Here is a 24,660-nt window from a genome sequence, read left to right as displayed (position 1 = left end):
CATCGGGCGGTGGCGGCCAGGTCTTCGATCGCCGGCGGGGGTGGGGCACACTGGTCGCGTGCGTCGGTCGATGCCGCTCGGGTTGCAGTTGCTGGTTCTGCAGGTGGGCATCGTGCTGCTCACGGTGACCATCGCCGGCGCGCTCGCAGTGCGCCTCCAGCAGCAGCAGATCCGCGACGCCTACCGCCAGCAGGTCCTCACCGTCGCCACCTCGACGGCGAGGTTGCCCAGCGTCGTCGACGCCTACGACGACCCGGACCCAGCGGCTGCGCTGCAGCCGCTGGCGGAGCTGCTGCGGCAGGCGGCGGGCATGACGTTCGTGGTGATGACGGACGCGTCGGGGGTCCGGTACTCCCACCCCGACCCGGCGCGCATCGGCGAGCGTGTGTCGACCGACCCGTCGGGGACACTGGCGGGGCGCGTCTACGTCGGCACGGAGACGGGAACGCTGGGGGAGTCGCTGCGGGCGAAGGTGCCGGTGCGCGACGGGTCGGGGCAGGTGATCGGCGCCGCGAGCGTCGGCATCCTGGAGACCGAGCTCGCCGACGACCTGCGCGAGGACGTCCCCGTGCTGGTGGCGTGGATGGCGGGTGCGGCGCTGCTCGGCTCAGCCGCCTCGTACCTGCTGACGCGGCTGGTGCGCCGGCGCATCCACGGTCTCGAACCAGAGGAGATCGGGCGGTTGCTGGAGGCGAGGGAGGCGATGCTCCACGGCATCCGCGAGGGTGTCCTGGCGGTGGACAGGGCCGGGGTGCTGGTCCTGGCCAACGACGAGGCGCTGCGCCTGCTGGACCTGCCCGCCGACCCGACGGGGCGCGCCGCGGCCGACGTCCTCGACGCCCACGTGCTCGACCTCATCACCGGGCCGCGCGACCTGATCGACGAACCCCTGCTCGCGGGTGAGCGGTTGCTGGTGGCCAACCGCACCTCCGCGGTGGTGTCGGGACGCCAGGTCGCGTACCTGCTGACACTGCGCGACCGCACGGAGCTGGTCACCGCGATGCGGGAGCTGGACTCCCAGCGCAGCCTGACAGGAACGCTGCAGGCGCAGGCGCACGAGTTCTCCAACCACCTGCACGTCGTCCAGGGGCTGCTGGAGCTGGGGCGCCCGGAGCAGGCGCTGTCCTTCATCGACCGCATCGGCGGTGGCGGGGACCTGCTCTCGGCCGGGGACCCGCCCAGGGTCCGCGACCCGGAGACCGCGGCGCTGCTGCTGGCGAAGGCAGCGGTGGGGCGTGGGCGCGGCTGCCGGGTGACGCTGGACCCGGCCAGCGAGCTGGACGCCGCCGCGGGCGACGACGACCTGCTGACCGTGCTGGGCAACCTCGTCGACAACGCCGTCGACGCCGCCGGTGCGGGCGGGACGGTGGTCGTGGCGTTGCTGCGCGCCGCGACGACGCAGGAACCGGGGTCGCTGCTGGTGCGCGTCGACGACGACGGCCCCGGCGTGTCCCCGCAGCGGCGGACGGAGGTGTTCCAGGTCGGGGTCACGACGAAGAGCGGTCGGGGCCAGCACGGGCACGGGATCGGCCTGGCGCTGGTGGCGCGCGTCGCGGCCCGCCGCGGCGGCCGCGCGGTCGTGCTGGAGTCCCCCCTGGGCGGGGCACGCGTCGAGGTGGAGCTGCCGGCCGCACGGGTACCGCGGCCCGTCGCGCGGAGCGTCCGGTGAACGCGTCCCCGGCGCAGCCCGGCGAGCCGGTGCGAGTGCTCGTGGTGGACGACGACGCCGCCGTGGCGGGCGTGCACCGCGCCTTCGTCGAGACGCTGGAGGGTTTCGCGGTGTGCGGCGTGGTGCACCGCGGGGTGGACGTCCTGCCGGCCGTGCGGGCGAGCGCGGCGGACCTGGTGCTCCTGGACATCCACCTGCCCGACGAGTCGGGCATCGACGTGCTGCGCAGGTTGCGGGCGACCCAGACGGCCGTGGACGTCATCGCCATCACAGCAGCCCGCGAGGTCGACACGGTGCGCGACGCGATGGCGGGTGGGGTCTGGCACTACCTCGTCAAACCCTTCTCGCTCGCGACCTTCTCGGACCGGATGCGGGCCTACGCCGACCAGCGCAGCGAGTTCTCCGGCGGGCACAGCACCCGGGAGCTCGGGCAGGACGAGGTCGACCGGCTGCTGCGTGCGCGCCAGCAGCCGCCGTCGCTGCCGAAGGGGTTGTCGCCCAGAACGCTGCAGGTGATCCTCACGCACCTGCGTGCGGCCGGAGGAGAGGGCGACGGGAACGTGTCCGCCACCGAACTGGCGCAGCTGTGCGGCATCGCGCGGGTGAGCGTGCGCCGCTACCTGGAGCACCTGGAGCGGATCGGCCTGGCGAGCGTGCATCCGCGCTACGGCCGGGCAGGGCGCCCGGAGAACGGCTACCGCTGGACGGGGTGACCACTTCGCTCGCCGGCACCGCAGCGCTCGACGCGGCGGCGGCGAGCGCGATGTCCGGAACGTTCCGGCCACAGCCGGGCACAGCGCCCCCCGTAGCGGCCCCTCGCTCCCGAGAAGGGCTCGGCGGTGTGTGCGGGTGCTCCTGCCTGCTCCTGGCGAGCCGGTGCAGCAGGCCGGATGTCGTGCTGTGCCCCGGTGGGGTCAGGCGTCGAGGGCGTCGATGCGCTGGTCCTCGTCCCGCATCCGCTCCGAGCGGGAGTCGTGGGCTCCGTTCCAGGTGCCCAGCAGCAGGAACGGACCGGCGGCGGTTCCGAGCGAGCCGGAGCTGAGCACGAGCGTGCGCACGGAGGAGCGGTCGCTGTCGGTGAGAGCTTGTCGACCGGGACTCCCCGCCCTTCAGCAGACGCAGACGTCACCTGTCTGGTCCTGCCGCCACGACCACGCCCGCACGGCGGTATGAGCGTGAGGCTCGGGCGTGGCTGCGCTCGGCCGTCCACGTCCGCACACCCTTCGGGATGGCGGACGTGGACGGTTGACGTGGGGTGCCCGCCGGAGCACCCACCGGGCGGACCGGACGGGCAGCGAACCCTCCGCGGCAGTCGAGGCACCTGTGCAGGAGTTTCTGCTCGACGCACCGGCGGCAGAACGTGTCCTCGGACGAGCAGATCACCGCCTCCGGGGAATCGGGACGTCTTCCCCGCAGCACTCGCACGAGGGCCGCAGCGCCAGCACGGCGTGATCGCGATCAGTGGGCTGGTCCGAACCTGTTCCGTGCGGGATTCGCACGACTGCGCGCTCGTCGCCGTCACGTGGGTGATCGGCGGCCCCTCATGATCGCGCACTGAGCGCGGCGTGACGGTGCGTCTTCGCGCGCTGGCGCCGGTGATCAGGCGGTCGAGGCCCGAGCGGCTGATCCGCGGTCTCCCGGACGATCGCGGCGAAGGGCTGGCCGCCGGTGGTGCCGACGATCACGGCCGCTGATGATCCGCAGGGCACGTCCTAGTCCTGCGTCTCCGCGCGGGCGATCTCGGTGAAAGCCGCGGCGAGCAGCGGCGGCAGCCGGCGCCCCGAGCGGCGCAGCAGGTGCGCGACGAGGACGGTCGCGGCGGCGGCCACCGCCGCGGGGTCCGCCGCCCGGTGCAGGGGCGGGGAACCCTCCCCGGCCGTGCCGTCGTCGGCCACGGCGCCCGGTGGGGGGTCGTCGGGGTGCACGCCGAGCGCGCCGCAGACGAGGACGACGAGCACGAACGGGTCCACCTCCGGCGGGGTCGGGGTCCAGCCGGCGGTGCCGCGCAGGCAGTCGGTGACCACCTCGCGCACGTCGTCGGCGTCGATGCCCTCGGGGTGCAGCTGCTCCACCAGCGCCCGCACCACCGCGCCGAGCACGAGGCGCACGTGTTCCGGCTCGGCCTGCGCCAGGCGCGCGGCGGCCTCGCCGTGGCGGCCGGTGTCGCCGTCCTGCGCGGCCCGCACCGCCTCGCCCACCGCGTCGGCCAGGGCGCGCACGGGCGCGGGCAGCTCCTCCGGTTTCACGCCCCGAGCGTAGGCGCCGGGACGGACACCGGGTGCCGGCCGCGGTGGGTGGCGCGGGTCAGGCGGCGGGACGGTAGGTGGTGACGACCGTGCCGTCGCGGAACGTCCGCTCCCCGGTGACGGACAGCGCGCGCGGCGCGGGGCGACCGCCGAGGACGGGGATGCCCGCGCCCGCCAGGACGGGGTAGCGCTTGAGGACCAGCTCGTCGATCTCGTCCAGCAGCTGCGAGGCCAGCGCACCGCCGCCGGCCAGCCACACACCGCCTCCCGCCTCCGCCTTGAGCCTGCGCACCAGGCCCACCGGGTCGGCGGCGACCACCTCCACCGCCGGGTCCGCCGGGCCTGGCAGGGAGCGGGACAGGACGTACTGGCGCAGGTGCCCGTACGGGCTCGGGTAGCCCGCGTCCAGGCCCGGCTGGTAGGTGCCCCGCCCCATCACCACCGTGTCGAACCGGGAACCGGTCGCGGTGACGCCAAGCTGGGCCCGCACGTGGGTGGGCAGCGTCTCGGGGAACTCCGCCCTGATGAAGTCCAGCACGTCCGGGGCGAGGGGGAAGAACCCGGTGTCGCCGTCCGGCCCGGCGATGTACCCGTCGACGGTGACGCCGACGTAGTAGGTCAGCTCGCGCACGGCGCCTCCTCCGCGGCGCCCGGCGGGCGCACCGCACAGGGGTACCGCACGCGCGGGCGCGCGTGCCAGCGGTTTCGGCGGTGTGGAGGGTGCCCGGGCACGGGCCGGCTCACCCCAGGGTCGTGCCGAAGGCCAGGCCCAGCGCGTACGTCGCGGCGGCCGCGCCGAACCCGATCGCCAGCTGCCGCAGCGCCCGGCGCAGCGGTGGCCCACCGGAGAGCAGCCCCACGACGGCGCCGGTGCCCAGCAGCGCCAGGCCCACCAGGACGGCCGCGGTGAGCGCGGCCGCGGTGCCGCCCAGGCCCAGCAGGTACGGCAGCACCGGCACGACCGCCCCGGAGGCGAAGAACGCGAAGCTGGACAGCGCCGCGCCCAGGCCGGTGCCGACGGCCTCGTGCTCGTCCTCGGCGGCGCGCGGGCCGGCCGCCAGCGCGTGGTCGTGCAGCACCTCGGCCGCGTGCGCCTCGGCCTCCGCCGGGGACATCCCCCGCGCCCGGTACACCAGGGCCAGCTCGTTGGCGTCGACGTCGAGGTGGGGCAGGGCGGCGTGCGCGGCGGGGTCCGGTGTGGAGGCGGCGAGCAGTTCGCGCTGGGAGCGCACGGAGACGAACTCCCCGGCCCCCATGGACAGCGCCCCGGAGAGCAGCCCGGCGAGGCCCGCGAGCAGGACGGTGCGGTTGCCGACCCCGGTGGCCCCCATGCCCAGCACGAGGGACAGGTTGCTCACCAGGCCGTCGTTGGCGCCGAACACCGCCGCCCGGAAGGTGCCGGAGAGGCGGTTGCGCCCGCGCACCGCCAGGCCCCGGACGACCTCGCCGTGGATGCGCTCGTCGGCGGCCATGGCCTCGGTGGCGTCCGCGTCGCCCTCGTAGGGGGAGCGGGACTCGGCGCGCTGGAGGAGGGCGAGCACGAACACGAACCCGAAGTACCTGGCCAGGAACGCCAGCACCCGGGTGCGCAGGCCCGCGCTGCGGGGCAGGCCGACGTCCGGGCCGAGCAGGCGCTCCCAGTGGGCGGCGTGGCGGCCCTCCGCCTCGGCGAGGGCGTCCAGGATGGCGCGTTCCTCCCCGCCGCGGCGCCTGGCGAGCTCCCGGTAGATGGCCGCCTCGGCGCGCTCGTCCGCGAGGTACTGCCGCCAGCGCCGCAGGTGGGCGGGGGAGGGGGAGGCGGGACGGGTCACGGTGGACCATGGTCCCACGGCTGGGTGCGTGCCCGTCGTGCGCGTGCCGGGCGTGCGCGGGGGCGGGCGGAAAACGGCAGGAGGCGGCGCAGCCCCGCGTGCGACAGTGCGGCGGTGGAGACCCTGCCGAACCCCGCCGACGTCCTGCGCTGCGTGGACGCCCCGGCCGGCACCCGCGCGCCCCGCGACGTCGGCGTGGTCGACGGCCCGCGGGAACTGCCCGCCGGCTACCCGCACCCGCACGCCTCGGAGGAGGCGCGGCGGATCGCCGAGCGCGGTCTCGTGCTGCGCGCGCAGGTCGGCTCCGGCGTGCACGGCACCGCCGTCGGCGGGCAGGACGACCGCGACGAGATGGGCATCTGCCTGGAACCGCGCCGGTTCGTCACCGGTCTGGCCCGGGTTCCCGCCGGAACCCGGGGCACCACCGAGCGGGTGCAGTTCCAGCAGTACCACCGGCACACCGCGTGGGACCGGCCCGGTGGGCTGCGCAACCGTTCCGGCGCAGGCGATCTGGACGTCGTGGTGTACTCCGCGCGCAAGTGGGCGCAGCTCGCCCTGGCGGGGAACCCCACGGTCCTGCTGCTGCTGTTCGTCCCCGACGAGGAGGTGGTGTTCCGCGACGAGGCCGGTGCCGAGCTGGTGGCGAACGCCCACCGCTTCGTCTCGCGCCGGGCGGCGCAGCGTTTCCTCGGCTACCTGGGGGCCCAGCGCGCCGCCGTGACGGGGGAGTGCGGCTCGCCCCGCGCGGAGCTGGTGGCCGCGCACGGCTACGACACCAAGCACGCGATGCACGCCCTGCGCCTGGGGCTGCAGGGCGTGGAACTGCTCACGACCGGCCGCATCACGCTGCCGGTGCCGCAGCCGGCGCTGGGCTACCTGCGGTCGGTGCGCGCCGGCGAGGTGCCGCTGGCGGAGGTCCTGGAGGTGGTCGGCCTCGCGGAGGAGCGGCTGCTGCGGTTGCGCGACGGCAGCGGCCTGCCGGAGCAGCCGGACCGGGCCTGGGTGGACGACTGGCTGCACCGCTCCTACACGGCCGCCTGGGCGCGCGGCTGACGCAGGCGGGCCGGCGCGGGGTCCGGGGGGACCCCGCACCGGCCCGCGCGGATCAGGCGGCCCGCCCGCCCTCGCGGGCCTCGCGCCCGGCCAGGTCCAGCGCGGGGGCCAGGGCGGTGCGGATCTCCTCCAGGAGGGTGGCGCGCGCGGCGGGGGCGAGCCTGTCGCCCGCGTGCGCGAGCGCCAGCCCCTCCCCGGCGACCTCGGCGCCGATGGTGGCCAGCAGCTGCGCGGCGTGCGAGCGGGCGCGGACCCCGCCGCGGGCGCCGGGGGAGGCGGTGAGCACCGCCGCGGGCCTGCCGATGAGCACCGACTGCGCGTAGGGGCGCGAGAGCCAGTCGAGGGCGTTGACGAGGACCCCCGGGGTCGTGCCGTTGTACTCGGGGGTCGCCACGAGCAGGAGGTCGCTGGCGGCGACCGCCTCGCGCAGCTCCTGGACGACCTCCGGGGCGCCCTGCGCCTCCACGTCCGCGTCGTAGTGCGGCAGGCGCGCGAGGCCGGCCTCGACGCTCACCTCGGCCTCCGGCAGGGCCTCGGCCACCGCGTGGGCGAGGCGGGTGTTCAGCGAGTCGCTCCGGGTGGAGCCGGACAGGACGAGGATGCGCATGGGAGCCTCCGCTGAGCCGTGCGGGCACGGCCGGTACGAGTGGTTAGCACCCTAATGGTGTCAGGTGCAACAATCAGCGGCAAGCTGCGCGGAGGGAGCCGGTGTGGAGGAGCGGGAGGCGGAGGCCGTCCACGCGGCCATCCGCGCCGTGTGCCTGCGCCACCGGGCGCGCACGGCGGAGCTGCTGGCCGCCACCGGCCTGCACCCCGGGCAGGAGGTGCTGCTGCTGGAGCTCGACGAGCACGGCCCGCGCACGCAGGCCCAGCTCGCCGCGGCCGCCGGCTGCGAGCCGCCCGTCGTCACGGTCAGCGCCCGCAAGCTCGAGGCCGCCGGGTTCCTCACGCGCGAGCCCTCGCCCACGGACCGCCGGGCGACGGTGGTGCGGCTGACGGACAGGGGCCGGGCGGCCGCGCGGCAGGTCCGCGGCCTCCGGGTGCGGCAGGCCGAGGAGGCCGTGGCCGGGCTGGCGGCGACCACGCCGCAGCAGCTCCTCGCCGTCCTCGACGACCTCGCCCGCAGCCTGTGCGGCGCGCGGCAGGACACGTCGCACCCCCCGGACCCGGGCGGGTGCGCGGGCTGAGGCGGCACCGGGCGGCGGGGGCACCCCCCGTCGCGGCCGGGGGCGCCGTCCCGGCTCAGCGGGCGGTGTACGTCCAGTGCCAGGGCTCGCGCTTGACGTTCTCGCTGAAGCCGTACTCCTTGGCGTGCGCCCGCAGCCAGCCCACGGCGCCGCCGGAGGTGTCGATGTCGACGCTCAGGCCCCAGCCGTGCTCGCTGGTCCCCGGCCTGGCCGCCAGGCCGCCCTGGGAGTACAGACCCTTGCGCTGCGCCAGCTCCACCTGCGACTCGTACGTGCGGTAAGAGTCGGTGACCTTCAGGCGGATGCCGTCCTTGGCCGCGGCGGCGTTCATGCGCTCGAAGTTCTCGGCGGCCGGGCCCCACATGCGGTGCTGGCCGACGCCGATGCTGCGCAGGGCGCCCGTGGGGATCTTGCCGTTGCCGTAGGCGGCCAGCTCCACGGGGACGCCGGCGGCGTTGCGCTTGCCGGAGACGGGCGCGCTCGCCGCGGCCCCACCGGTCGTGCCGCCGCCGGTGACGGCGGTGCTGCCCATGACGCCGCCGACGGCCGTGCCGGCGCCCGCGGAGGTCGATCCCGCGGCGCTCTGCTGGGCCACGAGCTGACGGGGGACGAGGTGGTGGGAGGAGACGGGCTGCGCGGCGGCCTGCGCGGTGGCGGCCTGCTGCTGGGCGGGGGCCGCGCCGGCGAGGACGCTCGCGAAGTCGCCACCACCCGCGGCGCTCGCCGGGATCTGGCGCGTGACCACCGCGGGCACGCTCACCGGCCGCATCGACCCGAACCGGGCGTCGAGCTCCGCGATGCGCGACATGACCCCGTTGATGCCGTCCATTGACCCCGTCCCTCCGCGATACGTCGTCCCGCACTGTGTCGGCCGATGGCGGCTACGCCTTGAGGGTGACGGCGTCACGGGTGCCGGACGCCGGTGCCGGACGCCGGTGCCGGGCAGGGGCGCGGAGGAATGCGGTGGCGCCGCGGCGCGGCGGGGAGGAGGCTGCGGGCGTGCCCACCGTCCGGCCCGCGGAGCCGGCCGACCTGCCCCTGCTACCCGCGCTGGAGGCGGCGGCCGACGGGATGTTCGCCGCCGCCGGCCTCGTCCTGCCGCCCTGCGTCGGCTCCGTGGAGGACCTGCGGACGGCGGCCTGCGTGCTCGTCGCCGGGCGCCCGCCCGCCGGGTTCGTGCGGCTGGAGGTCGTGGACGGGCTGGCGCACGTGGAGCAGCTGGCGGTGCTGCCCTCCGCGACGGGGCGGGGCACCGGCTCGGCGCTGCTCGCCGCCGCGGCCGGCTGGGCCCGCGGGGAGGGGCGCGCCGCCCTCACGCTGACGACCTTCCGCGACGTGCCGTGGAACGGGCCCTTCTACCGGCGCCGGGGGTTCCGCGAGCTGGCCGAGCCCGGACCGGAGCTGCGGGCGGTGCGCGCCGCCGAGGCCGCCGCCGGCCTCGACGCCCTGTCACCGCGCACGGCCATGGTGCTGCCGCTGCGGAGCGCGACCCCGCCGGGGTAGCGGCTCGCCCGACCGTGGTGTCCCGGCCCGGGCGCCACGGGCGGGCGCCCGGGCCGGGAACGTGCGGTGCGGGAAGCCTGCGGTGCAGGGCCGCCTCAGTGCCGGCGTGCGGCGTACTGGCGGGGCGCGGAACCGCCGGCCCTGCCCGGGATGCGGGAGCGGCCGCTCCGTTCCTGCCACGCCGGTGCCTTCCGGGCTGCCGTCGCGGGCGGGAGCCGGTCGACGCCCGCGGCGGGAGGCGGGAGCGCCGGCACCGCGGCGGGGAGGGCGACCTGGAGCGCCGGCGCGGGAGGCGCGGACGCCGCCGCCCGCAGCCCGGTGCCCTCCGGCGGGAGCGCACCGGTCGCCGGTGGGGTGTGGTCCGCGGGGCGGTCGCGGAAGGGATCGGGCAGCGGGAGAGGGGTTCGCATGGGGTCCTCCTGACGGGAAGGGGCCGTGCGGCGCCCCGTGCCGGGACGGGGCGTGCTGCAGCGGGCCGGGCGCGACGGCGCGGCACGGCGTGGCGGGGCGCCGGCAGCGGGCCGGCGGAGGAACGGTGCGGGCGGAGCGGTCACGCCCGGAGCGCCTCAGGAGATCATGCGACGACGGTAGGGCGGCCCGCGCTCCGGGCGCCAGGGGTTTTCCGCCCCCCGCCCCCACCCCCCGTCCGGTCCGTCCCGTCTGGTCGGGACATGCCGTCGGTGAACCGGTCAACTCCGGCGGCGGTACAACCCTTGACGGCGGTGAAACGTCTCAGTACGGTGCCGGAAAACGCTTGCACCGACCTCTCCCACCGCCGGGCGGGGTCGCGCGGAGTGGGGACCGCCCACCGCGCAGGCGTCGTCAGGCCCCCACGGACGAAGGAGTTCGACGATGAGGCTTCTCTCCCGCACGACGACCGGTCGGGCCGTCGTGTGCGGCGGCGCCGGCGCCGCCCTGATCCTCTCTCTGGCCACCGGTGCCGCGGCCGAGCCGGCCGCCCCCGCCGCGGGTGCGGGCACGACGGCCGGCTCGAGCGGCGCGACGCGCCTGGACTGGCTGGACCGCGGCCTCGTCGCGGCCGCCACCGACCGGGGCGTCTTCCTCTCCTGGCGCCTCCTCGGCACCGAGGTCACCGGCTCCACCCCGAAGGGGATGACCGGCCCGGCCTTCCGGGTCTACCGCGACGGCGCGCTCGCGGCCACCGTCACGGACAGCACGAACTGGCTCGACGCCGCAGGCAGGGCGACGTCGCGCTACCGCGTCGTGCCGGTCGTCGGCGGCCGGGAGGCCGGCCCGGCCGGCGAGGCGACGCCGTGGGGCGGCGCGTCCCTGGACGTGAAGCTGCAGAAGCCGGCCGGTGGCACCACCCCGGCGGGTGAGGCGTACACCTACTCGGCCAACGACGTCACCGCCGCGGACGTGGACGGCGACGGGCAGCTCGAGCTGGTCGTGAAGTGGGACCCGTCCAACTCCAAGGACGTCTCCCAGAAGGGCTACACCGGCAACGTCTACCTCGACACCTACAAGCTCGACGGGACCCTCCTCGCGCGCATCGACCTCGGGGTCAACATCCGCGCCGGCGCGCACTACGCGCAGCAGCTCGTGCAGGACTTCGACGGCGACGGCCGCGCCGAGATCATCGTCAAGACCGCCCCCGGCACGACGAGCACCCGCTACGAGGGCGGTAAGGCGGGGGCGACCTCGCCCATCACCCTGCTGCCGCAGGACGTCGCGGCCGGCGTGAAGCACACCGACGACTACCGCCTCAGTGCCCCGCAGTACCGCGACCACCTCGCCGGGATGCTGAAGAACTGGCACGCCCACCCCGAGGTCGTCGCCGGGCGCTGGCCCGCGACCGTGGAGCAGGCGCTCGGCATCGCGCCGAAGTACGCCTACCCGCTGTCCGCGGCCGACGCCGGCGCCCTGGCCGACTACTTCATCGACGTGTACGCGCCCGGCCGTTCCGCCCGCAACGAGCTGCGCAAGTTCGAGGGCTTCATCGTCACCGGCCCCGAGTACCTGACGGTGTTCGACGCCGGCACCGGCCGCGAGCTGCAGACCGTCGCCTACGAGCCCGGTCGCGGCGACGACGGCCTGATGTGGGGCGACTACGCGTACAGCCGCATCGAGCCGGGCAACCGGGTCGACCGGTTCCTCTCCGGCGTCGCCTACCTCGACGGCAAGAGGCCCTCCGCGATCCTCGCCCGCGGCTACTACACGCGCACCACCGTCGCGACCTACGACTGGAACGGCGAGCAGCTCGTCAAGCGCTGGTTCGTCGACAGCGGCCACACGCCCCTGACGAACCCGTTCAACGACAACCCGCACGGCCGCAACGGCAGTGACCCGGTGTACGGGTCGCTGACGACGCAGGGTTTCCACTCCCTCGGCGTCGCCGACGTCGACGCCGACGGCAAGCAGGAGATCGTCTACGGCTCCGCGACCCTCGACGACGACGGGAAGCTGCTGTACTCCTCCACGGACGTCCTGCCCGCGGGCTCCGCGGCCCCCGGGACGGTGGCCAAGCTCGGTCACGGCGACGCGATGCACGTCACCGACATCGACCCCGACCGCCCCGGGCTCGAGATCTTCACGGTGCACGAGGGCGCCACCAGCGCTCCCTACGGCTTCGCGATGCGCGACGCCGCGACCGGCAAGGTCCTGTTCGGGGCGTACTCCGGCCGCGACACCGGCCGCGGGATGATCGGTGACGTCGACCCCGCCGTGCGCGGTATCGAGGTCTGGGCGGGCATGCCGAACGGTTCCGACGGCTCCGGGCTCAAGAGCGCCAAGGGCACCACGGTCGCCGCCGGCACCCCCGGCACCAACCAGTCGATCCGTTGGGCGGCCGACGGCACCACGCAGATCGTCGAGGGGTCCGGGGACCAGAACACGGTCGTCCGGGACTGGAAGCGGGGCGTGCTGCTCACCGCGACGGGCACCCGGACGAACAACACCACGAAGGGGAACCCCTCGCTCGTCGCCGACATCCTCGGCGACTGGCGCGAGGAGCTCGTCGTGCGCACCGCCGACAGCTCGGCGCTGCGGATCTTCCTCAGCACCGAGGTGACCGACCGCAAGCTGTTCACGCTGCAGCACGACGCGCAGTACCGCGCCGACGTCACCCGGCAGCAGACGTCCTACAACCAGCCGGCGTACACCTCGTTCTACCTGGCCTCGGACACCGACTTCACCAAGGTGCCGGTGCCGAACGTGGTGGCCCCGACGGCCGCGTCCCTCGCGGCGCGGCTCGCCGAGCTGACCCAGGCCGGGAAGGTCACCGGCCCGCTCGCGAACACGCTGCGCGCGCACGCGCAGAACGCCCAGCGCCACCTGGAGAGCGGCCGCACGGACCAGGGCCTGCGGGAGCTGGAGCGTTTCCTGGGGCAGCTCGACAAGCACTCCGGGCAGGGCGGGGCGACCGAGCACGCCCAGCGGGTCCTGCGCCACGGTGCGACCTCCGCCATCACCGCCATCGGCTGATCCGCGGGCGCCCCGCGGGGCGAGCACGACCGGCGCCGGCCACCTTTCGGGGCGGCCGGCGCCGTCGTCGTGTCACGGGGCCACCACCCGGAGTGAACCGGTTCACACGCGCCGGTTTCCCGTCTTGACGGATGCCGAAACGTTTCATTACGGTCAGGAAATCGGTTGCCGCCCGCCGATGAGCTTCCCCCTCCGACGACGATGTCGACGCCGCGCGCCCTGCCGTGGCAGATGGGAGCACCTCGTGCTCGTCTCCCCCCGCACCCCCTCCCGCGGTGGCTCCTCCCGGAGCTCCCGCCGCCTGCGCCTGACCGCCGCCGCCGCGCTGTGCCTCGCGGTCGCCGGCACCGCCGCGGTGCCCGCCGAGGCCCGCGTCAACGGACAGGCCGAGCGCCTGGACCGCGGCGCCGTCAGCGTCCGCAGCGGAGACGGCAACCTCGTCTCCTGGCGCCTGCTCGGCAACGACCCCGCCGGTATCGGGTTCCACGTCTACCGCGACGGGACGCGCATCACCTCGACCCACCTGACCGGGGCCACGAACTTCCTCGACCGCGGCGCCGCCGCCGGCGCCCGGTACGAGATCCGCGACGTCGTCAACGGCACGACCGCGTCCACCGGCGCGCCCGCCCTGTCCTTCGCCGCCGGCTACCGCGACGTGCCGCTCTCCGTCCCCGCCGGGGGAACCGTCGGAGGCAGTTCCTACACCTACTCCGCGAACGACGTCAGCGTCGGTGACGCCGACGGCGACGGTGACTACGAGCTGTTCGTCAAGTGGGACCCGTCCAACGCCAAGGACAACTCCCAGGCGGGCTACACCGGTCCCACCCTGATCGACGCCTACCGCCTCGACGGGACCCGCCTGTGGCGCATCGACCTGGGCCGCAACATCCGCTCCGGGGCGCACTACACCCAGTTCCAGGTCTACGACTACGACGGCGACGGCAGGGCCGAGGTCGCGGTGAAGACCGCCGACGGCACCCGCGACGGCAGGGGCACGGTCATCGGCAGCGGGAGCGCCGACCACCGCAACTCCGACGGGTACGTGCTCCGCGGCCCGGAGTTCCTCACCGTCTTCAGCGGCCTCACCGGTGCGGCGCTCGCGACCGCGCCGTACGAGCCGCCGCGCGGGGACGTCGCGTCGTGGGGCGACTCCTACGGCAACCGGGTCGACCGCTTCCTCGCCGGCACCGCCTACCTCGACGGCTCCCGTCCCAGCATCGTCATGGCCCGCGGCTACTACACCCGCAGCGTCATCGCCGCCTGGGACTTCCGCGGTGGGCAGCTCACCCGTCGCTGGACGTTCGACTCCAGCTCCAGCACGAACGGGTCCGCGTGGGCGGGGCAGGGCAACCACAGCCTCGCCGTGGCCGACGTCGACGCGGACGGCCGCGACGAGATCGTGTACGGCGCCATGGCGATCGACGACAACGGCTCCGGGCTCTGGAACACCAGGTACGGCCACGGCGACGCCGGGCACACCGGCGACCTGATCCCGTCCCGGCCGGGCCTGGAGGCGTTCAAGGTCTCCGAGTCCGCCAGCCAGCCGTCCTCGTGGATGGCCGACGCCCGCACCGGCCAGATCCTGTGGCGCACCCCGGCGGGCGGGGACAACGGCCGCGGCGTCGCCGGTGACGTCTGGGCCGGCAGCCCCGGTGCGGAGGCGTGGTCCTCCCTCGGCTCGGACAGCCTGCAGCGCGGCTCCGACGGCGCCGCCCTGGGCCGCAAGCCCTCCTCGGCGAACTTCCTCGTCTGGTGGGACGGGGACCCGGTGCGCGAGCTCCTCGACGGCACCCGCATCGACAAGTACGGCACCAGCGGGGAGACCCGCCTGCTCACCGGCAGCGGCGTCGCCTCGAACAACGGCAGCAAGTCCACCCCGGCCCTCTCCGCCGACATCCTCGGCGACTGGCGCGAGGAGGTCGTCTGGCGCACCACCGACAGCCGGGCCCTGCGGATCTACTCCACGCCGCACCCCACCGGCGTGCGGATCCCGACCCTCATGCACGACCTGCAGTACCGCACCGCGATCGCGTGGCAGAACACCGCCTACAACCAGCCGCCGCACCCCAGCTTCTTCATCGGCGACGGCATGGCCGCCGCACCGACCCCGTCCATCCGGGTCGTCGGCTGATGGCGCTCACGCGGGAGCGCCGCACCACCTCGGGTGGCGCGCTGGGACGCCTGGTCGCCGCCACCGTGGCCGCCGTCCTGACCGTCGGGGCGCTCGTGGGCCTCGCCGCCCCGGCCTCCGCGGCGCCGGGGGACGGCACCGCCACGGACTCCAACGTCCGCTACTTCGGCCGCTGGAACTTCGCGGACCCGGCCGCCCCGACGGCGGGCTGGGCCGGCGCCTACGTCGCCGTCGGCTTCACCGGCGCGAGCGTCAAGCTCCGCCAGCGCAACGCGATCGACGTCTGGGTGAGCGTGGACGGCTCGCCCTACGTCCGCCACAGCAACGTCTCGGGGACCGTCGACGTGACGCCGCCCGGCCTGCGCGCCGGCAACCACCAGCTCCGGGTGTCCTACCGCGCGGTGGCGGGCAGCTACCGCGGCGACGCGGTCTTCCGCGGGGTCGTCCTCGACCCGGGCGCCACGACCCTGCCCGCCGCGGTGCGGGCCCCGCTGGTCGAGTTCGTCGGCGACTCCATCACCGTCGGCCAGCTCACCTCCCAGCTGTCCCTGACCGGCTACGGCTGGCTCGTCGGGGAGCGCCTCGGCGCCGAGCACACCCAGATCGCCGAGGGCGGGGCCTGCCTCGTGGAGTCCGCGGACGGCTGCACCGGGCTGTCGCGGCGCTTCACCCGCGTCGCCTCCGGCGCCACCTCCCCGGAGTGGGACTTCCGCAGGTACCAGGCGCAGGTCGTCGTCATCAACCTCGGCACCAACGACGTCGGGCACAGCGTCAGCAGCACGCAGTTCCAGAGCGTCTACACCGAGTTCCTCGGGACCGTCCGCGGCAAGTACCCCAACGCGACGATCATCGCGATGCGCAACTTCAGGGGCCGCTACGCCCCGCAGACGCAGGCGGCGGTCCAGGCGCGGACGTCGGCCGGTGACCGCAAGGTCGTCTACGTCGACACCACCGGCTGGATCGACCCGGCCGTCCACACCAGCGACAACGTGCACCCCAACGACCAGGGGCACCGCGTGATCGCCGACCGGCTCGCGCCGATCATGCAGCCGTACCTGGGGTCCACGACGACGCCGCCGGCTCCGTCGGGTGTGCAGCTGGTGGGGGTGGCTTCGGGGCGGTGCCTGGACGTGGTGGGCAGCAGCCGCACCCCGGGCGCGGAGATCGACATCTACGACTGCAACGGTGGGGCGAACCAGCGGTGGGTGTTCACCTCCGCCGGTGAGCTGCGCTCCTTCGGTGGGGAGCNCTGTGCCTGGACGCCGAGGCGTCCGGGACGGCGCCGGGCACCCGGCTGGTGTCCTACACCTGCAACGGGCGGGCCAACCAGAAGTTCGCCCGCGGCGCGAACGGCTCGATCGTGGGGCAGCAGTCCGGTCTGTGCCTGGACGTGGCCGCCCGCGGCACCGCCAACGGCACCCGCGTGGCGCTGTGGACGTGCAACGGCGCCACCAACCAGCAGTGGACCACCCGGTGAGCGGCCCGACCACCCCGGTCGTCCCGGTCACCCCGGCACAGGGAGCACCCGTGACACGCCTCGCACGCCGCCTCCGCTCCGCCGCGAGCGCCGTCGGAGCCGCCGCGCTCCTCGCCACCGGGCTGGGCGTGGCCGCCACCCCCGCGGTGGCCGCCCCGCCGCCCACCACGGTCTGGCTGGCCGGTGACTCGACCATGGCGAACAGCTCCGGGACCAACATCGTCGGCTGGGGGAGGGAGTTCCAGTCCTCCTTCGTCCCCGAGGCCACCGTCTCGAACAACGCGCAGGGCGGGCGCAGCATCCAGACGTGGATGTACGAGGGCGGGGTCAGCTCCACGATGGGCTCCAACGGCGAGTGCACGCTGACGAGCACCGCGCCCTCCGCCCGCTGGCAGACCACCCTCAACGGGATGGAGCAGGGTGATTTCCTCTTCATCCAGTTCGGCATCAACGACGGGTCGCCCACGTGCCCGCGTCACGTCGGCGGGGCGCGCTACAAGGAGCTCATGACCCAGATGGCCCGCGCCGCCACCGCCCGCGGTGCGCGTCCGGTGCTGCTCACCCCCGTGGCGGCGATCAGGTGCAGCGGGTCCACGGCCGTGGGCAACCGCGGCTACCTCACCGAGACCCGGGAGGTCGGCGCGGCGACCGGGGCCCCGGTCATCGACCTGCACGCCCTCAGCGTCTCGCTGTACAACCGCCTCGGGTTCTGCCCGAACGACGGCGACTACAGCCGCGGGGCCGTCGGTGACTTCTTCGCCGACGACCACACCCACTTCTCCGCCTCCGGGGCCCGGCAGATCGCCGCGCTGGTGGCGGACGCGGTGGACCGGCAGAACATCCCCCTGGAGGCCTGGCTGAGGACGGCCCAGCCGGCTCCGTCGGGTGTGCAGCTGGTGGGGGTGGCTTCGGGGCGGTGCCTGGACGTGGTGGGCAGCAGCCGCACCCCGGGCGCGGAGATCGACATCTACGACTGCAACGGTGGGGCGAACCAGCGGTGGGTGTTCACCTCCGCCGGTGAGCTGCGCTCCTTCGGTGGGGAGCTGTGCCTGGACGCCGAGGCGTCCGGGACGGCGCCGGGCACCCGGCTGGTGTCCTACACCTGCAACGGGCGGGCCAACCAGAAGTTCGCCCGCGGCGCGAACGGCTCGATCGTGGGGCAGCAGTCGGGCCTGTGCCTGGACGTGGCCGCCCGCGGCACCGCCAACGGCACCCGCGTGGCGCTGTGGACGTGCAGCGGCGCCACCAACCAGCAGTGGACCACCCGCTAGGGCCGTCCACCCCACGACCAGGAGGCCCCGCCCCGGGCACCGCAGCCGGGCCGGGGCCTCCTGCTCCACCGCAGGACCTGCCGTCGCCGGGCGGCCCGTCGCACGACCGGCCGGGACGCGGGCCCGCTGGTAGCCTCGGGCGCCGCTCGGGCCCGGAGTCCGGGGTAGCCCCCAGCGGCTGCCCCGCACGCCGTCACAGTGGAGAGACGCCCATGAGCGAGCGAACAGCCCCCGCGCGACCGGGGAGCGCCAGCGCGCCCCCCGTCAAGCGGGGCGTCTTCTACGGGGCCGCCGCCGGCGTCCTCCTGGTCACCCTCTGGGCGATCGTGGACCCCACGGGCGCCGGCGGCGCGCTCGGCACCGTCGCCGGGGCGATCTCCGAGTGGTTCGGCTGGTTCTACATCCTCCTCGCGACCGTCGTCCTGCTCTTCGTCGTCGGCCTGGCGATCTCGCGCTACGGCCACGTCCGTCTCGGCCCGGACGGCTCCCGCCCGCAGTACAGCACCTTCACCTGGGCCTCGATGCTGTTCGCCGCGGGCATCGGCACCGACCTGATGTTCTACGCGGTCGCCGAGCCCGTCACGCAGTACCTCACCCCGCCGGTGGGGGAGGGCGGCACCGTCGAGGCGGCCCGCGAGGCCACGGTGTGGACGATGTTCCACTACGGGATCACCGGCTGGGGCATGTACGCGCTCATGGGCATGGCGCTGGCCTACCTCGCCTTCCGCCGCGGCCTGCCCCTGGCCATCCGCTCGGCCCTGTACCCGGTCTTCGGCCGGCGCGTGCAGGGCCCCGTGGGCGACGGCGTCGACCTCGCCGCCGTCCTGGGCACGATCTTCGGCGTGGCCACGTCCCTGGGGATCGGCGTCGTCCAGCTCAACTACGGTCTGTCGGTGCTCTTCGGCCTCCCCGAGGGGCAGAGCGTGCAGATCGGGCTGATCGCCCTCGCCGTCGCCATGTCCACGGTCTCCGCCGTCAGCGGCGTCGACCGCGGCATCAAGCTGCTGTCGCAGCTCAACGTGCTCCTGGCCATCGGCCTGGCGGTGTTCGTGCTGATCGCCGGCAAGACCGTCTTCCTGCTCAACGCCCTCGTGCTCAACGTCGGGGACTTCTTCCGCACCTTCCCCGAGCTGACCACCCAGACGTTCGCCTACGACCGGCCGGTGGACTGGCTGAACGCCTGGACGCTGTTCTTCTGGGCCTGGTGGATCGCCTGGGCGTCCTTCGTCGGCCTCTTCCTGGCCCGCATCTCCCGGGGCCGCACCATCCGCCAGTTCGTCACCGGCACGCTGCTGATCCCCTTCAGCTACATCGTCATGTGGGTGTCGATCTTCGGCAACAGCGCCATCGACCTCATCCGCTCCGGCAACACCGGGTTCGGGGAGCTGGCGGCGGCCACCCCGCAGCACGGCTTCTACACGCTCCTGCAGGAGTACCCGGCGTTCCCCTTCGTGGCGGCGGTGGCGACCTTCGTGGGGCTGCTGTTCTACGTCACGTCGGCGGATTCCGGCGCGCTGGTCATGGCCACCCTCTCCTCCCGGACCAGCGGCCCCGAGCAGGACGGCGGGCCTCGGCTGCGGATCTTCTGGGGCGTGGCCACCGGTCTGCTGACGGCCGCGATGCTCCGCGTCGACGGCATCGCCGCCCTGCAGAGCGCGACGATCATCATGGGCCTGCCGTTCGCCTTCGTCATGGTGCTCGTCATGGTCGGCCTGTTCGGGGCCCTGCGCTCGGAGGACCGCGGCGAGAGCGAGCTGCGGCCCCTGTGGGGCGGGGCCCCGCGGACCGGGGCCCGTGGGCACGACGCGCCGCGGCCCGAGCCGGTGACCGCCGAGCGGAGCTGACCGCCTGGCGGAGCCGACCGCACCGGGCGGACGGCTCCCGGACGCACGACGGCCGGGCGGGGAGGACCCCGCCCGGCCGTCGTGCGTGTGGACCGGTTCGTCGTGCGTGTGGACCGGCTCAGGCCTGCGCGGCGCCCTTGCGCCGGTACCGCGCGCGGGCCAGCGTGAAGTACAGGCTCACCGCCACGTAGTACGCGAGGTAGCTCAGGGACAGCGCCACCACCACGGGGTGCGGGTCGGGGAACTGCACCAGCAGGACCGCGTAGGTCACCAGCCAGACGACCGTGAGGACCAGGCTGGGCGTGCGCAGGGCGTTGGTGCGGGACGGGTACAGGTACCCGATCGGCACGAACACCAGCACGGAGCACACCACGAGGATGGTCGCCACCACCGCCGGGCCGAGGTCCAGCACGATGGCGTAGAACGCCACCACGTTCCAGTAGCTCGGGAAGCCCAGGAACAGGTGGTCGTCGGTCTTGGCGTCGACCCGGCAGAACTGGTAGCTCGAGGCCAGCAGGGGCAGCACGGCCAGCGCGATGCCGGCCGCTCCGGCGGGCAGGCGCCCGTCGCTGAAGAGCAGCAGCATCGGGGCGAAGGCGTACGTCAGGTAGTCGACGATGTCGTCGAGCCGGGCGCCGTCGAACCAGGGGAGGTGCTCGCGCACCCGCAGGCGGCGGGCGAGCATGCCGTCGGTGCCGTCGATGACGAGCGCGGCCAGGCCCAGCCACAGCGCCGCCATGGCGTTGCCCTCGAAGGCGGCCAGCACGATGAGCAGCGCGAGCGCGGAGCCGCTGGCCGTGTAGAGGTGGACGGCTCCCGCCCCGAGGCGCTGCCGCCCCGAGGAGTGCCCTGGGGTCACGACAGGGGTGTCCGATGGGAGAGCCTCTGTGCTGATGTCGCCACCCCCGGTGCCGGTGCGGAGCGCCGGGCGGCAGGGGGCCGGCGCGGCTGTCGATGGGGGGAAACGCTACCGCCGTCCACGGCTGCCCGCGTCCGCTGTGCACGGGCGCGCGCGTCGCGGCACCGCCGGGGCGCCCCGGGAACACCCGGACGGGCGTGCCGCCGCACCGGCCGCAACAGGGGTTTCTGCAGGTCCGGCCCGCCCGGGCGGGCGGCCCGGGCCCGCACGGGGCGCGCCCGGGTGTCCGTGCGATGGTGCAAGCTGCGCGGGTGAGAAGGACCCGCGGCCCGGTGGAGGGCCACCGCCGGGACACCGGCCCGGACGCCCGCCGGGACACCGGCCCGGACGCCCGCCGGGACACCGGCCCGGACGCCCGCCGGGACACCGGACGCGACCCCCGCCGGGGCGCCGCCCAGCGGCACCACCGCCTGGAGCTGACCTTCCTGCCGGGCCTGGAGGACGTCGTGCGCGCCGAGCTGGCGACCTGCCCGAACGCCGGGGTGGTGCGCCCGGTGCCCGGGCGCCCCGACGCCGTCGTCACGAGCTGGAGCGGCCCGCTGCGGCCGGCGCTGGCGCTGCGGACCGTCGTCGCCCCCTTCCTGGTCACCCGCTTCGCCGTGCCCGGTCCCCGCGCCCTGCTCGACGGCGCCCACTTCCCCCGGCTGCTGGCCGCGGTGCGCACCGCCCGCGACCTCGGCCCGGGGCCGGCGCCGCGCACGTTCCGCTTCGACGCGGCCGGGCGCGGCTCCGCGGTCTTCCGCTCCCTGGCCGCCCAGGTCGCCGACGCCGCGCACCTGCGCCACGACCCCGAGGAGGGGGACGTGGTGCTGCGGGTGCGCCCCGACGCCGGCGGCGACGGCTGGGAGGTCCTCGTCCGCCTCGGCTCCCGGCCCCTGTCCGCGCGGCCGTGGCGGCGCGCCGGGCACCCCGCCGCCGCCAACGCCACCGTGGCCGCCGCCATGACCGTGCTCGCCGGCGCCCGCCCCGGCGACCGGGTCGCCAACCTGATGTGCGGCTCGGGCACGCTCCTCGTCGAGCGGCTGCTCGCGGGGCCCGCCCGCTCGGCCGTGGCCGTCGACACCGACGCCGGCGCCCTCGCCGCGGCCGCGGAGAACCTCGCCGCCGCCGGGCTCGCCGACCGGGTGCGGCTGCTGCACGGCGACGTCGCGGAGGACGGCTGGACGCGGCACGGGCCCTTCGACCTGCTGCTGGCCGACCCGCCGTGGGGTGACAAGGCGGGCCGGGACCAGGACGCCGAGCACGTGCACCGCCTGCTGCTGCGCCGCGCCGCCGGCGCCGCGGCCCCCGGTGCGCGCCTGGTCGTCCTCACGCACGCGCTGCGCGTCATGGAGCGGTGCCTGCGGGAGGCCGACGACGTCTGGCACCTGCAGGAGCAGCTGAGCGTCTTCCACAAGGGGCACCACCCCCGCATCTACCTGCTGCACCGCCAGGACGGACCGGACCGTTGCACGTCACGGTGAGCGACTGCCACGGTGGTGCCGTGCGCACCTCCGCGGCGGAACGGGCCTCCGGGCTGGGCCGCGCGCTGCTCGCGGGCGCCGTGGTGGCGGCCGGCTGCGGTGGCGTGCTGGCCCTCCTCGCCCTCGCCGGGCGCGAGCCGGCCCTGTGGCGGCGCCTGCTGCCCGCCGCGCTGTGCGCCGCGCTGACGCTGGCGGCCGTCGCGTGGTTGCGCCGGCTGGACCGCGGCGGGATGCGCGCGCTGGGCACCACCGGGCCGGGGGCGCTGCGGGGCCTCGCCGTCGGCGCCGCCGTGGTGCTGCTCGCCGCGGTGCCGGTGCTGGTGCCGGCCGGTGCGGCGGGGCTGGTGCGCTGGGAGGTGGCCGGCCGGGCGGAGGTCGCGGCGCTGGCCGGTGCGGTGCTCGTCGCCGCCCTCGCCGTCGTGCTCCCCGCGGAGGTGGCGCTGCGCGGTTACGCCCTGACCTCGCTGCGGGAGCGCGGCGCGGGCGCGGCGTGGGCGGCGGTCCTGGTCACCAGCGTCTGGGTGCTGGTGCCCACGGCCGCGGTGGTGGTGGGCGGGGCCCTGGTGCGCGCCACCGGCCGGCCGGGGTCCCTCGCCGACGTCGGCGGTGTGGCCCTCACCGGATCCCTCACCGGGGTCCTGAGCGGCCCGGAGCCCGTGGCGGCCGCGGTGCTGACGACCGCGGCCGGGCTGGCGCTGGCCGCGGCCCGCGAGGCCACCGCCGCGCGCTCGGTCTGGACCTGCGCCGGGGCGCACCTGGTGCTCGTCGTGCTCCTGCTCGGCGTGGGCACCGGGCGCACGGGCAGCGGGGCGGTGCGCCCGGCGCTCCTCGTGCTCGTCCTGGCCCTGGCCGCCGCGGTCTTCCTGCTGCTGCGGCGCCGCGCGGCCGGTGCCCCGCCGCGCCGCCGCCGCGCACCGCGCCCCAGCGCCCCGGTGGCGCTGGAGCAGGTGCGCTGAGGTCGTCGTGGAGCTCCCGCGCGTACGGCTTCCCGACCTGCCGGAGGCGCTGCGGTGGGACCACAACGCCCACCACCACCCGTGGCTGCTGGCCAGGGTCCCCGCGGGCGCCCGGGTCCTGGACGCCGGGTGCGGCGCGGGGGAGCTGGCCCGGCGCCTCGCCGGGCGCGGGGCCGCCGTGGACGCCGTCGACGTGGAACCGGCGGTGCTGGAGCGCGCGCGGGCGCTGACCCCGCCGTCGCTGCCGGTGCGCTGGGTCGAGGGTTCCGTCCTGGACCCGGACCTGCCGCTGGAGGAGCGGGGGTACGACGTCGTGACCGCCGTGGCCAGCCTGCACCACCTGCCGCTCGTCCCGGCGCTGCGACGGTTCGCGGACCTGCTGCGCCCCGGCGGGCGGCTGCTGGTCGTCGGCCTGGCGCGGCCGGTCTCGGCCGCGGACCTGCTGTGGGAGGCCGCCGCCGTTCCCGCGAACGCCGCGCGCGGTGCCTGGCTGGCGGCCCGCCGGCGGGCGGGGAAGCCCCACGAGGAGGGGATGCCGCTCCGCGACCCGGAGGCGTCCCTCGCCGAGGTCCGGGCCGCCGCGGCGCAGCTCCTGCCCGGGTCCCGGGTGCGGCGGCGGCTGTACTGGCGCTACACCCTGGACTGGTCCCGGCCGGGGCCGCGCTGAGCGGCGATCGAGGCGGCCGCGTCCAGCAGCACCGGCAGCAGGCGCAGGACCGCGGCGTCCCGGGCGGCGAGGTCCGCGGGGGTGCGCACGCCGAGCAGCCCGGTGGTGGCCCGGCGCAGGGCGGCGTCCGCGGCGGCCACGTCGCGCGCCGCGCCGCCGTCGGCGAGGACCGTGCGGCAGCGCGCGAGGGTGGCGACGATCCAGAACACCGCCTCGCGCGCCGAGCCGGAGCGCACCAGTTCCGCGGTGCCGTCGACGGAGACCGTGCGCGCGTCGGGGGAGAGGTCCCGGGAGAACGGCAGACCGCCGTGCCCCAGCGCCGCGGCGGTGTCGAACACCTCGGCCAGCGGTTCCAGGTGCGCGGCGACGTCGCCCGTCCCGCACCCCGCGCACCCCAGCAGGCCGAGGAGCTCCCCGTGCAGTTCCGGCAGGCCCCGGGCGTGCAGCACCTCGCGGGCGGCGACGTAGCGCCTGCGGACCGTGGGGACGCGCAGGTCGGCCACGAGGGGGATCTGGGTGGGCAGCGACGCGGGGAACAGCCACGCCAGGACCTGCCGGTGCCAGGGGTCGTGGGGGTCGCGGGCGGCGAGGTTGCGCCGGACGCGGGCGGCGACGTCGGCGCACCGCCTCGCTGTCGCGGCCGGTGTCGCGAAGTCCGCGGACACGAACCGGGACAGGGCTTCCAGGAAACCTCCGCGATCGGCGAGCACGGCGCCGGGCGTGGCGAAGCTCGGGGCGAGGAAGTAGCAGCCGGCCACCTCGCGGGGATCTGCGAGGTCCGCGGCGGGCAGGACCGCCACGTCCAGCAGGACACCGCCGGAGCGGCTCTTGCCGGGTTTCCCGGGCCCGGCCTGCGCCAGCACCACGCTGACGTCCACGTCCGAGGTCCGCGGCAGGTCGGCACCGGGGGCTGCGGCGAGGACCGAGCCGGTGAGGAACGCGCCGCGGAAACCCGGCAGGCCGGTGGCGTGTGCACCGACCCAGGTGCGGGCCGCCTCGCGGGCGTCGCGGACGAGCAC

The 24,660-nt window shown here is 75.8% G+C and carries 22 protein-coding genes; 13 read left to right on the top strand and 9 right to left on the bottom strand.

Annotation, left to right across the window (positions count from 1 at the left end; genetic code table 11):
• The first annotated feature begins 58 nt into the window (after positions 1-58).
• On the top strand, positions 59-1,669 hold the full coding sequence (locus tag ACYQBY_RS03250) for an ATP-binding protein (RefSeq protein WP_459642349.1): 1,611 nt from the start codon (positions 59-61) through the stop codon (positions 1,667-1,669).
• Complete coding sequence (locus ACYQBY_RS03245) at positions 1,666-2,382, top strand: response regulator (protein WP_459642348.1); 717 nt, start codon at positions 1,666-1,668, stop codon at positions 2,380-2,382. The genes ACYQBY_RS03250 and ACYQBY_RS03245 overlap by 4 nt, the downstream gene beginning before the upstream one ends.
• Before the next feature lie 201 nt (positions 2,383-2,583).
• Here the strand turns inward: ACYQBY_RS03245 and ACYQBY_RS03240 are convergent, their stop codons facing one another.
• The 5 genes from ACYQBY_RS03240 to ACYQBY_RS03220 form a co-directional block, all read right to left on the bottom strand.
• On the bottom strand, positions 2,584-2,727 hold the full coding sequence (locus ACYQBY_RS03240) for a hypothetical protein (RefSeq protein ID WP_459642347.1): 144 nt from the start codon (positions 2,725-2,727) through the stop codon (positions 2,584-2,586).
• A 67-nt stretch (positions 2,728-2,794) separates the two neighbouring features.
• Positions 2,795-3,088, bottom strand: a complete 294-nt coding sequence (locus ACYQBY_RS03235) for a DUF1272 domain-containing protein (RefSeq protein WP_459642461.1) — start codon at positions 3,086-3,088, stop codon at positions 2,795-2,797.
• Positions 3,089-3,381: 293 nt separating this feature from the next.
• Positions 3,382-3,915, bottom strand: coding sequence for a hypothetical protein (locus tag ACYQBY_RS03230; protein WP_459642346.1), 534 nt, complete (start codon positions 3,913-3,915; stop codon positions 3,382-3,384).
• A 58-nt stretch (positions 3,916-3,973) separates the two neighbouring features.
• Positions 3,974-4,546, bottom strand: a complete 573-nt coding sequence (locus tag ACYQBY_RS03225; protein WP_459642345.1) for a dihydrofolate reductase family protein — start codon at positions 4,544-4,546, stop codon at positions 3,974-3,976.
• A 109-nt stretch (positions 4,547-4,655) separates the two neighbouring features.
• Positions 4,656-5,726 (bottom strand): VIT1/CCC1 transporter family protein, encoded by a 1,071-nt coding sequence (locus ACYQBY_RS03220; RefSeq protein ID WP_459642344.1) that lies wholly within the window; start codon positions 5,724-5,726, stop codon positions 4,656-4,658.
• Between the two features lie 114 nt (positions 5,727-5,840).
• On the opposite strand from ACYQBY_RS03220, the gene ACYQBY_RS03215 reads away from it, so the two are divergent.
• Positions 5,841-6,779, top strand: coding sequence for a DNA polymerase beta superfamily protein (locus ACYQBY_RS03215; protein ID WP_459642343.1), 939 nt, complete (start codon positions 5,841-5,843; stop codon positions 6,777-6,779).
• Positions 6,780-6,831: 52 nt separating this feature from the next.
• Here the strand turns inward: ACYQBY_RS03215 and ACYQBY_RS03210 are convergent, their stop codons facing one another.
• A complete protein-coding gene (locus tag ACYQBY_RS03210; RefSeq protein ID WP_459642342.1) occupies positions 6,832-7,386 on the bottom strand; it encodes an NADPH-dependent FMN reductase in 555 nt (184 codons plus the stop codon).
• Between the two features lie 103 nt (positions 7,387-7,489).
• On the opposite strand from ACYQBY_RS03210, the gene ACYQBY_RS03205 reads away from it, so the two are divergent.
• Complete coding sequence (locus tag ACYQBY_RS03205; protein ID WP_459642341.1) at positions 7,490-7,966, top strand: MarR family winged helix-turn-helix transcriptional regulator; 477 nt, start codon at positions 7,490-7,492, stop codon at positions 7,964-7,966.
• Positions 7,967-8,021: 55 nt separating this feature from the next.
• On the opposite strand, the gene ACYQBY_RS03200 is transcribed toward ACYQBY_RS03205, so the two are convergent.
• Entirely contained in the window at positions 8,022-8,795 is a 774-nt protein-coding gene (locus ACYQBY_RS03200) for a M15 family metallopeptidase (RefSeq protein ID WP_459642340.1), read from the bottom strand.
• Between the two features lie 170 nt (positions 8,796-8,965).
• On the opposite strand from ACYQBY_RS03200, the gene ACYQBY_RS03195 reads away from it, so the two are divergent.
• From ACYQBY_RS03195 to betT, 6 genes are all read left to right on the top strand, one after another.
• A complete protein-coding gene (locus ACYQBY_RS03195) occupies positions 8,966-9,469 on the top strand; it encodes a GNAT family N-acetyltransferase (protein ID WP_459642339.1) in 504 nt (167 codons plus the stop codon).
• 852 nt (positions 9,470-10,321) lie between these two features.
• Positions 10,322-12,913, top strand: a complete 2,592-nt coding sequence (locus ACYQBY_RS03190) for a rhamnogalacturonan lyase (RefSeq protein ID WP_459642338.1) — start codon at positions 10,322-10,324, stop codon at positions 12,911-12,913.
• Positions 12,914-13,091: 178 nt separating this feature from the next.
• Complete coding sequence (locus tag ACYQBY_RS03185; protein ID WP_459642337.1) at positions 13,092-15,044, top strand: rhamnogalacturonan lyase; 1,953 nt, start codon at positions 13,092-13,094, stop codon at positions 15,042-15,044.
• Entirely contained in the window at positions 15,044-16,708 is a 1,665-nt protein-coding gene (locus tag ACYQBY_RS03180; RefSeq protein ID WP_459642336.1) for a GDSL-type esterase/lipase family protein, read from the top strand. Before ACYQBY_RS03185 ends, ACYQBY_RS03180 begins: the two co-directional genes overlap by 1 nt.
• Positions 16,650-17,792: an RICIN domain-containing protein gene (locus ACYQBY_RS03175; RefSeq protein WP_459642335.1), complete on the top strand. Its 1,143-nt coding sequence runs from the start codon at positions 16,650-16,652 to the stop codon at positions 17,790-17,792. The genes ACYQBY_RS03180 and ACYQBY_RS03175 overlap by 59 nt, the downstream gene beginning before the upstream one ends.
• A gap of 212 nt (positions 17,793-18,004) precedes the next feature.
• On the top strand, positions 18,005-19,636 hold the full coding sequence (gene betT / locus ACYQBY_RS03170; RefSeq protein ID WP_459642334.1) for a choline BCCT transporter BetT: 1,632 nt from the start codon (positions 18,005-18,007) through the stop codon (positions 19,634-19,636).
• 118 nt (positions 19,637-19,754) lie between these two features.
• On the opposite strand, the gene ACYQBY_RS03165 is transcribed toward betT, so the two are convergent.
• Entirely contained in the window at positions 19,755-20,495 is a 741-nt protein-coding gene (locus tag ACYQBY_RS03165) for a CDP-alcohol phosphatidyltransferase family protein (RefSeq protein ID WP_459642333.1), read from the bottom strand.
• Positions 20,496-20,806: 311 nt separating this feature from the next.
• On the opposite strand from ACYQBY_RS03165, the gene ACYQBY_RS03160 reads away from it, so the two are divergent.
• From ACYQBY_RS03160 to ACYQBY_RS03150, 3 genes are read left to right on the top strand one after another with little or no spacing between them, the layout of a single operon-like run.
• On the top strand, positions 20,807-22,018 hold the full coding sequence (locus ACYQBY_RS03160) for a methyltransferase (protein WP_459642332.1): 1,212 nt from the start codon (positions 20,807-20,809) through the stop codon (positions 22,016-22,018).
• Between the two features lie 20 nt (positions 22,019-22,038).
• Positions 22,039-22,974 (top strand): CPBP family glutamic-type intramembrane protease, encoded by a 936-nt coding sequence (locus ACYQBY_RS03155; RefSeq protein WP_459642331.1) that lies wholly within the window; start codon positions 22,039-22,041, stop codon positions 22,972-22,974.
• A 7-nt stretch (positions 22,975-22,981) separates the two neighbouring features.
• Entirely contained in the window at positions 22,982-23,641 is a 660-nt protein-coding gene (locus ACYQBY_RS03150) for a class I SAM-dependent methyltransferase (RefSeq protein ID WP_459642330.1), read from the top strand.
• Here ACYQBY_RS03150 and ACYQBY_RS03145 read toward each other — a convergent pair.
• Positions 23,605-24,660 carry a hypothetical protein gene (locus tag ACYQBY_RS03145; RefSeq protein ID WP_459642329.1) on the bottom strand — a complete coding sequence of 352 codons (1,056 nt, stop codon included), beginning with the start codon at positions 24,658-24,660 and terminating at the stop codon, positions 23,605-23,607. The genes ACYQBY_RS03150 and ACYQBY_RS03145 overlap by 37 nt on opposite strands.

Source organism: Kineococcus anabasis (assembly GCF_054590795.1).
Note: the sequence above shows the minus strand (reverse complement) of the source record. Positions and strands in the feature narration are given on the sequence as shown.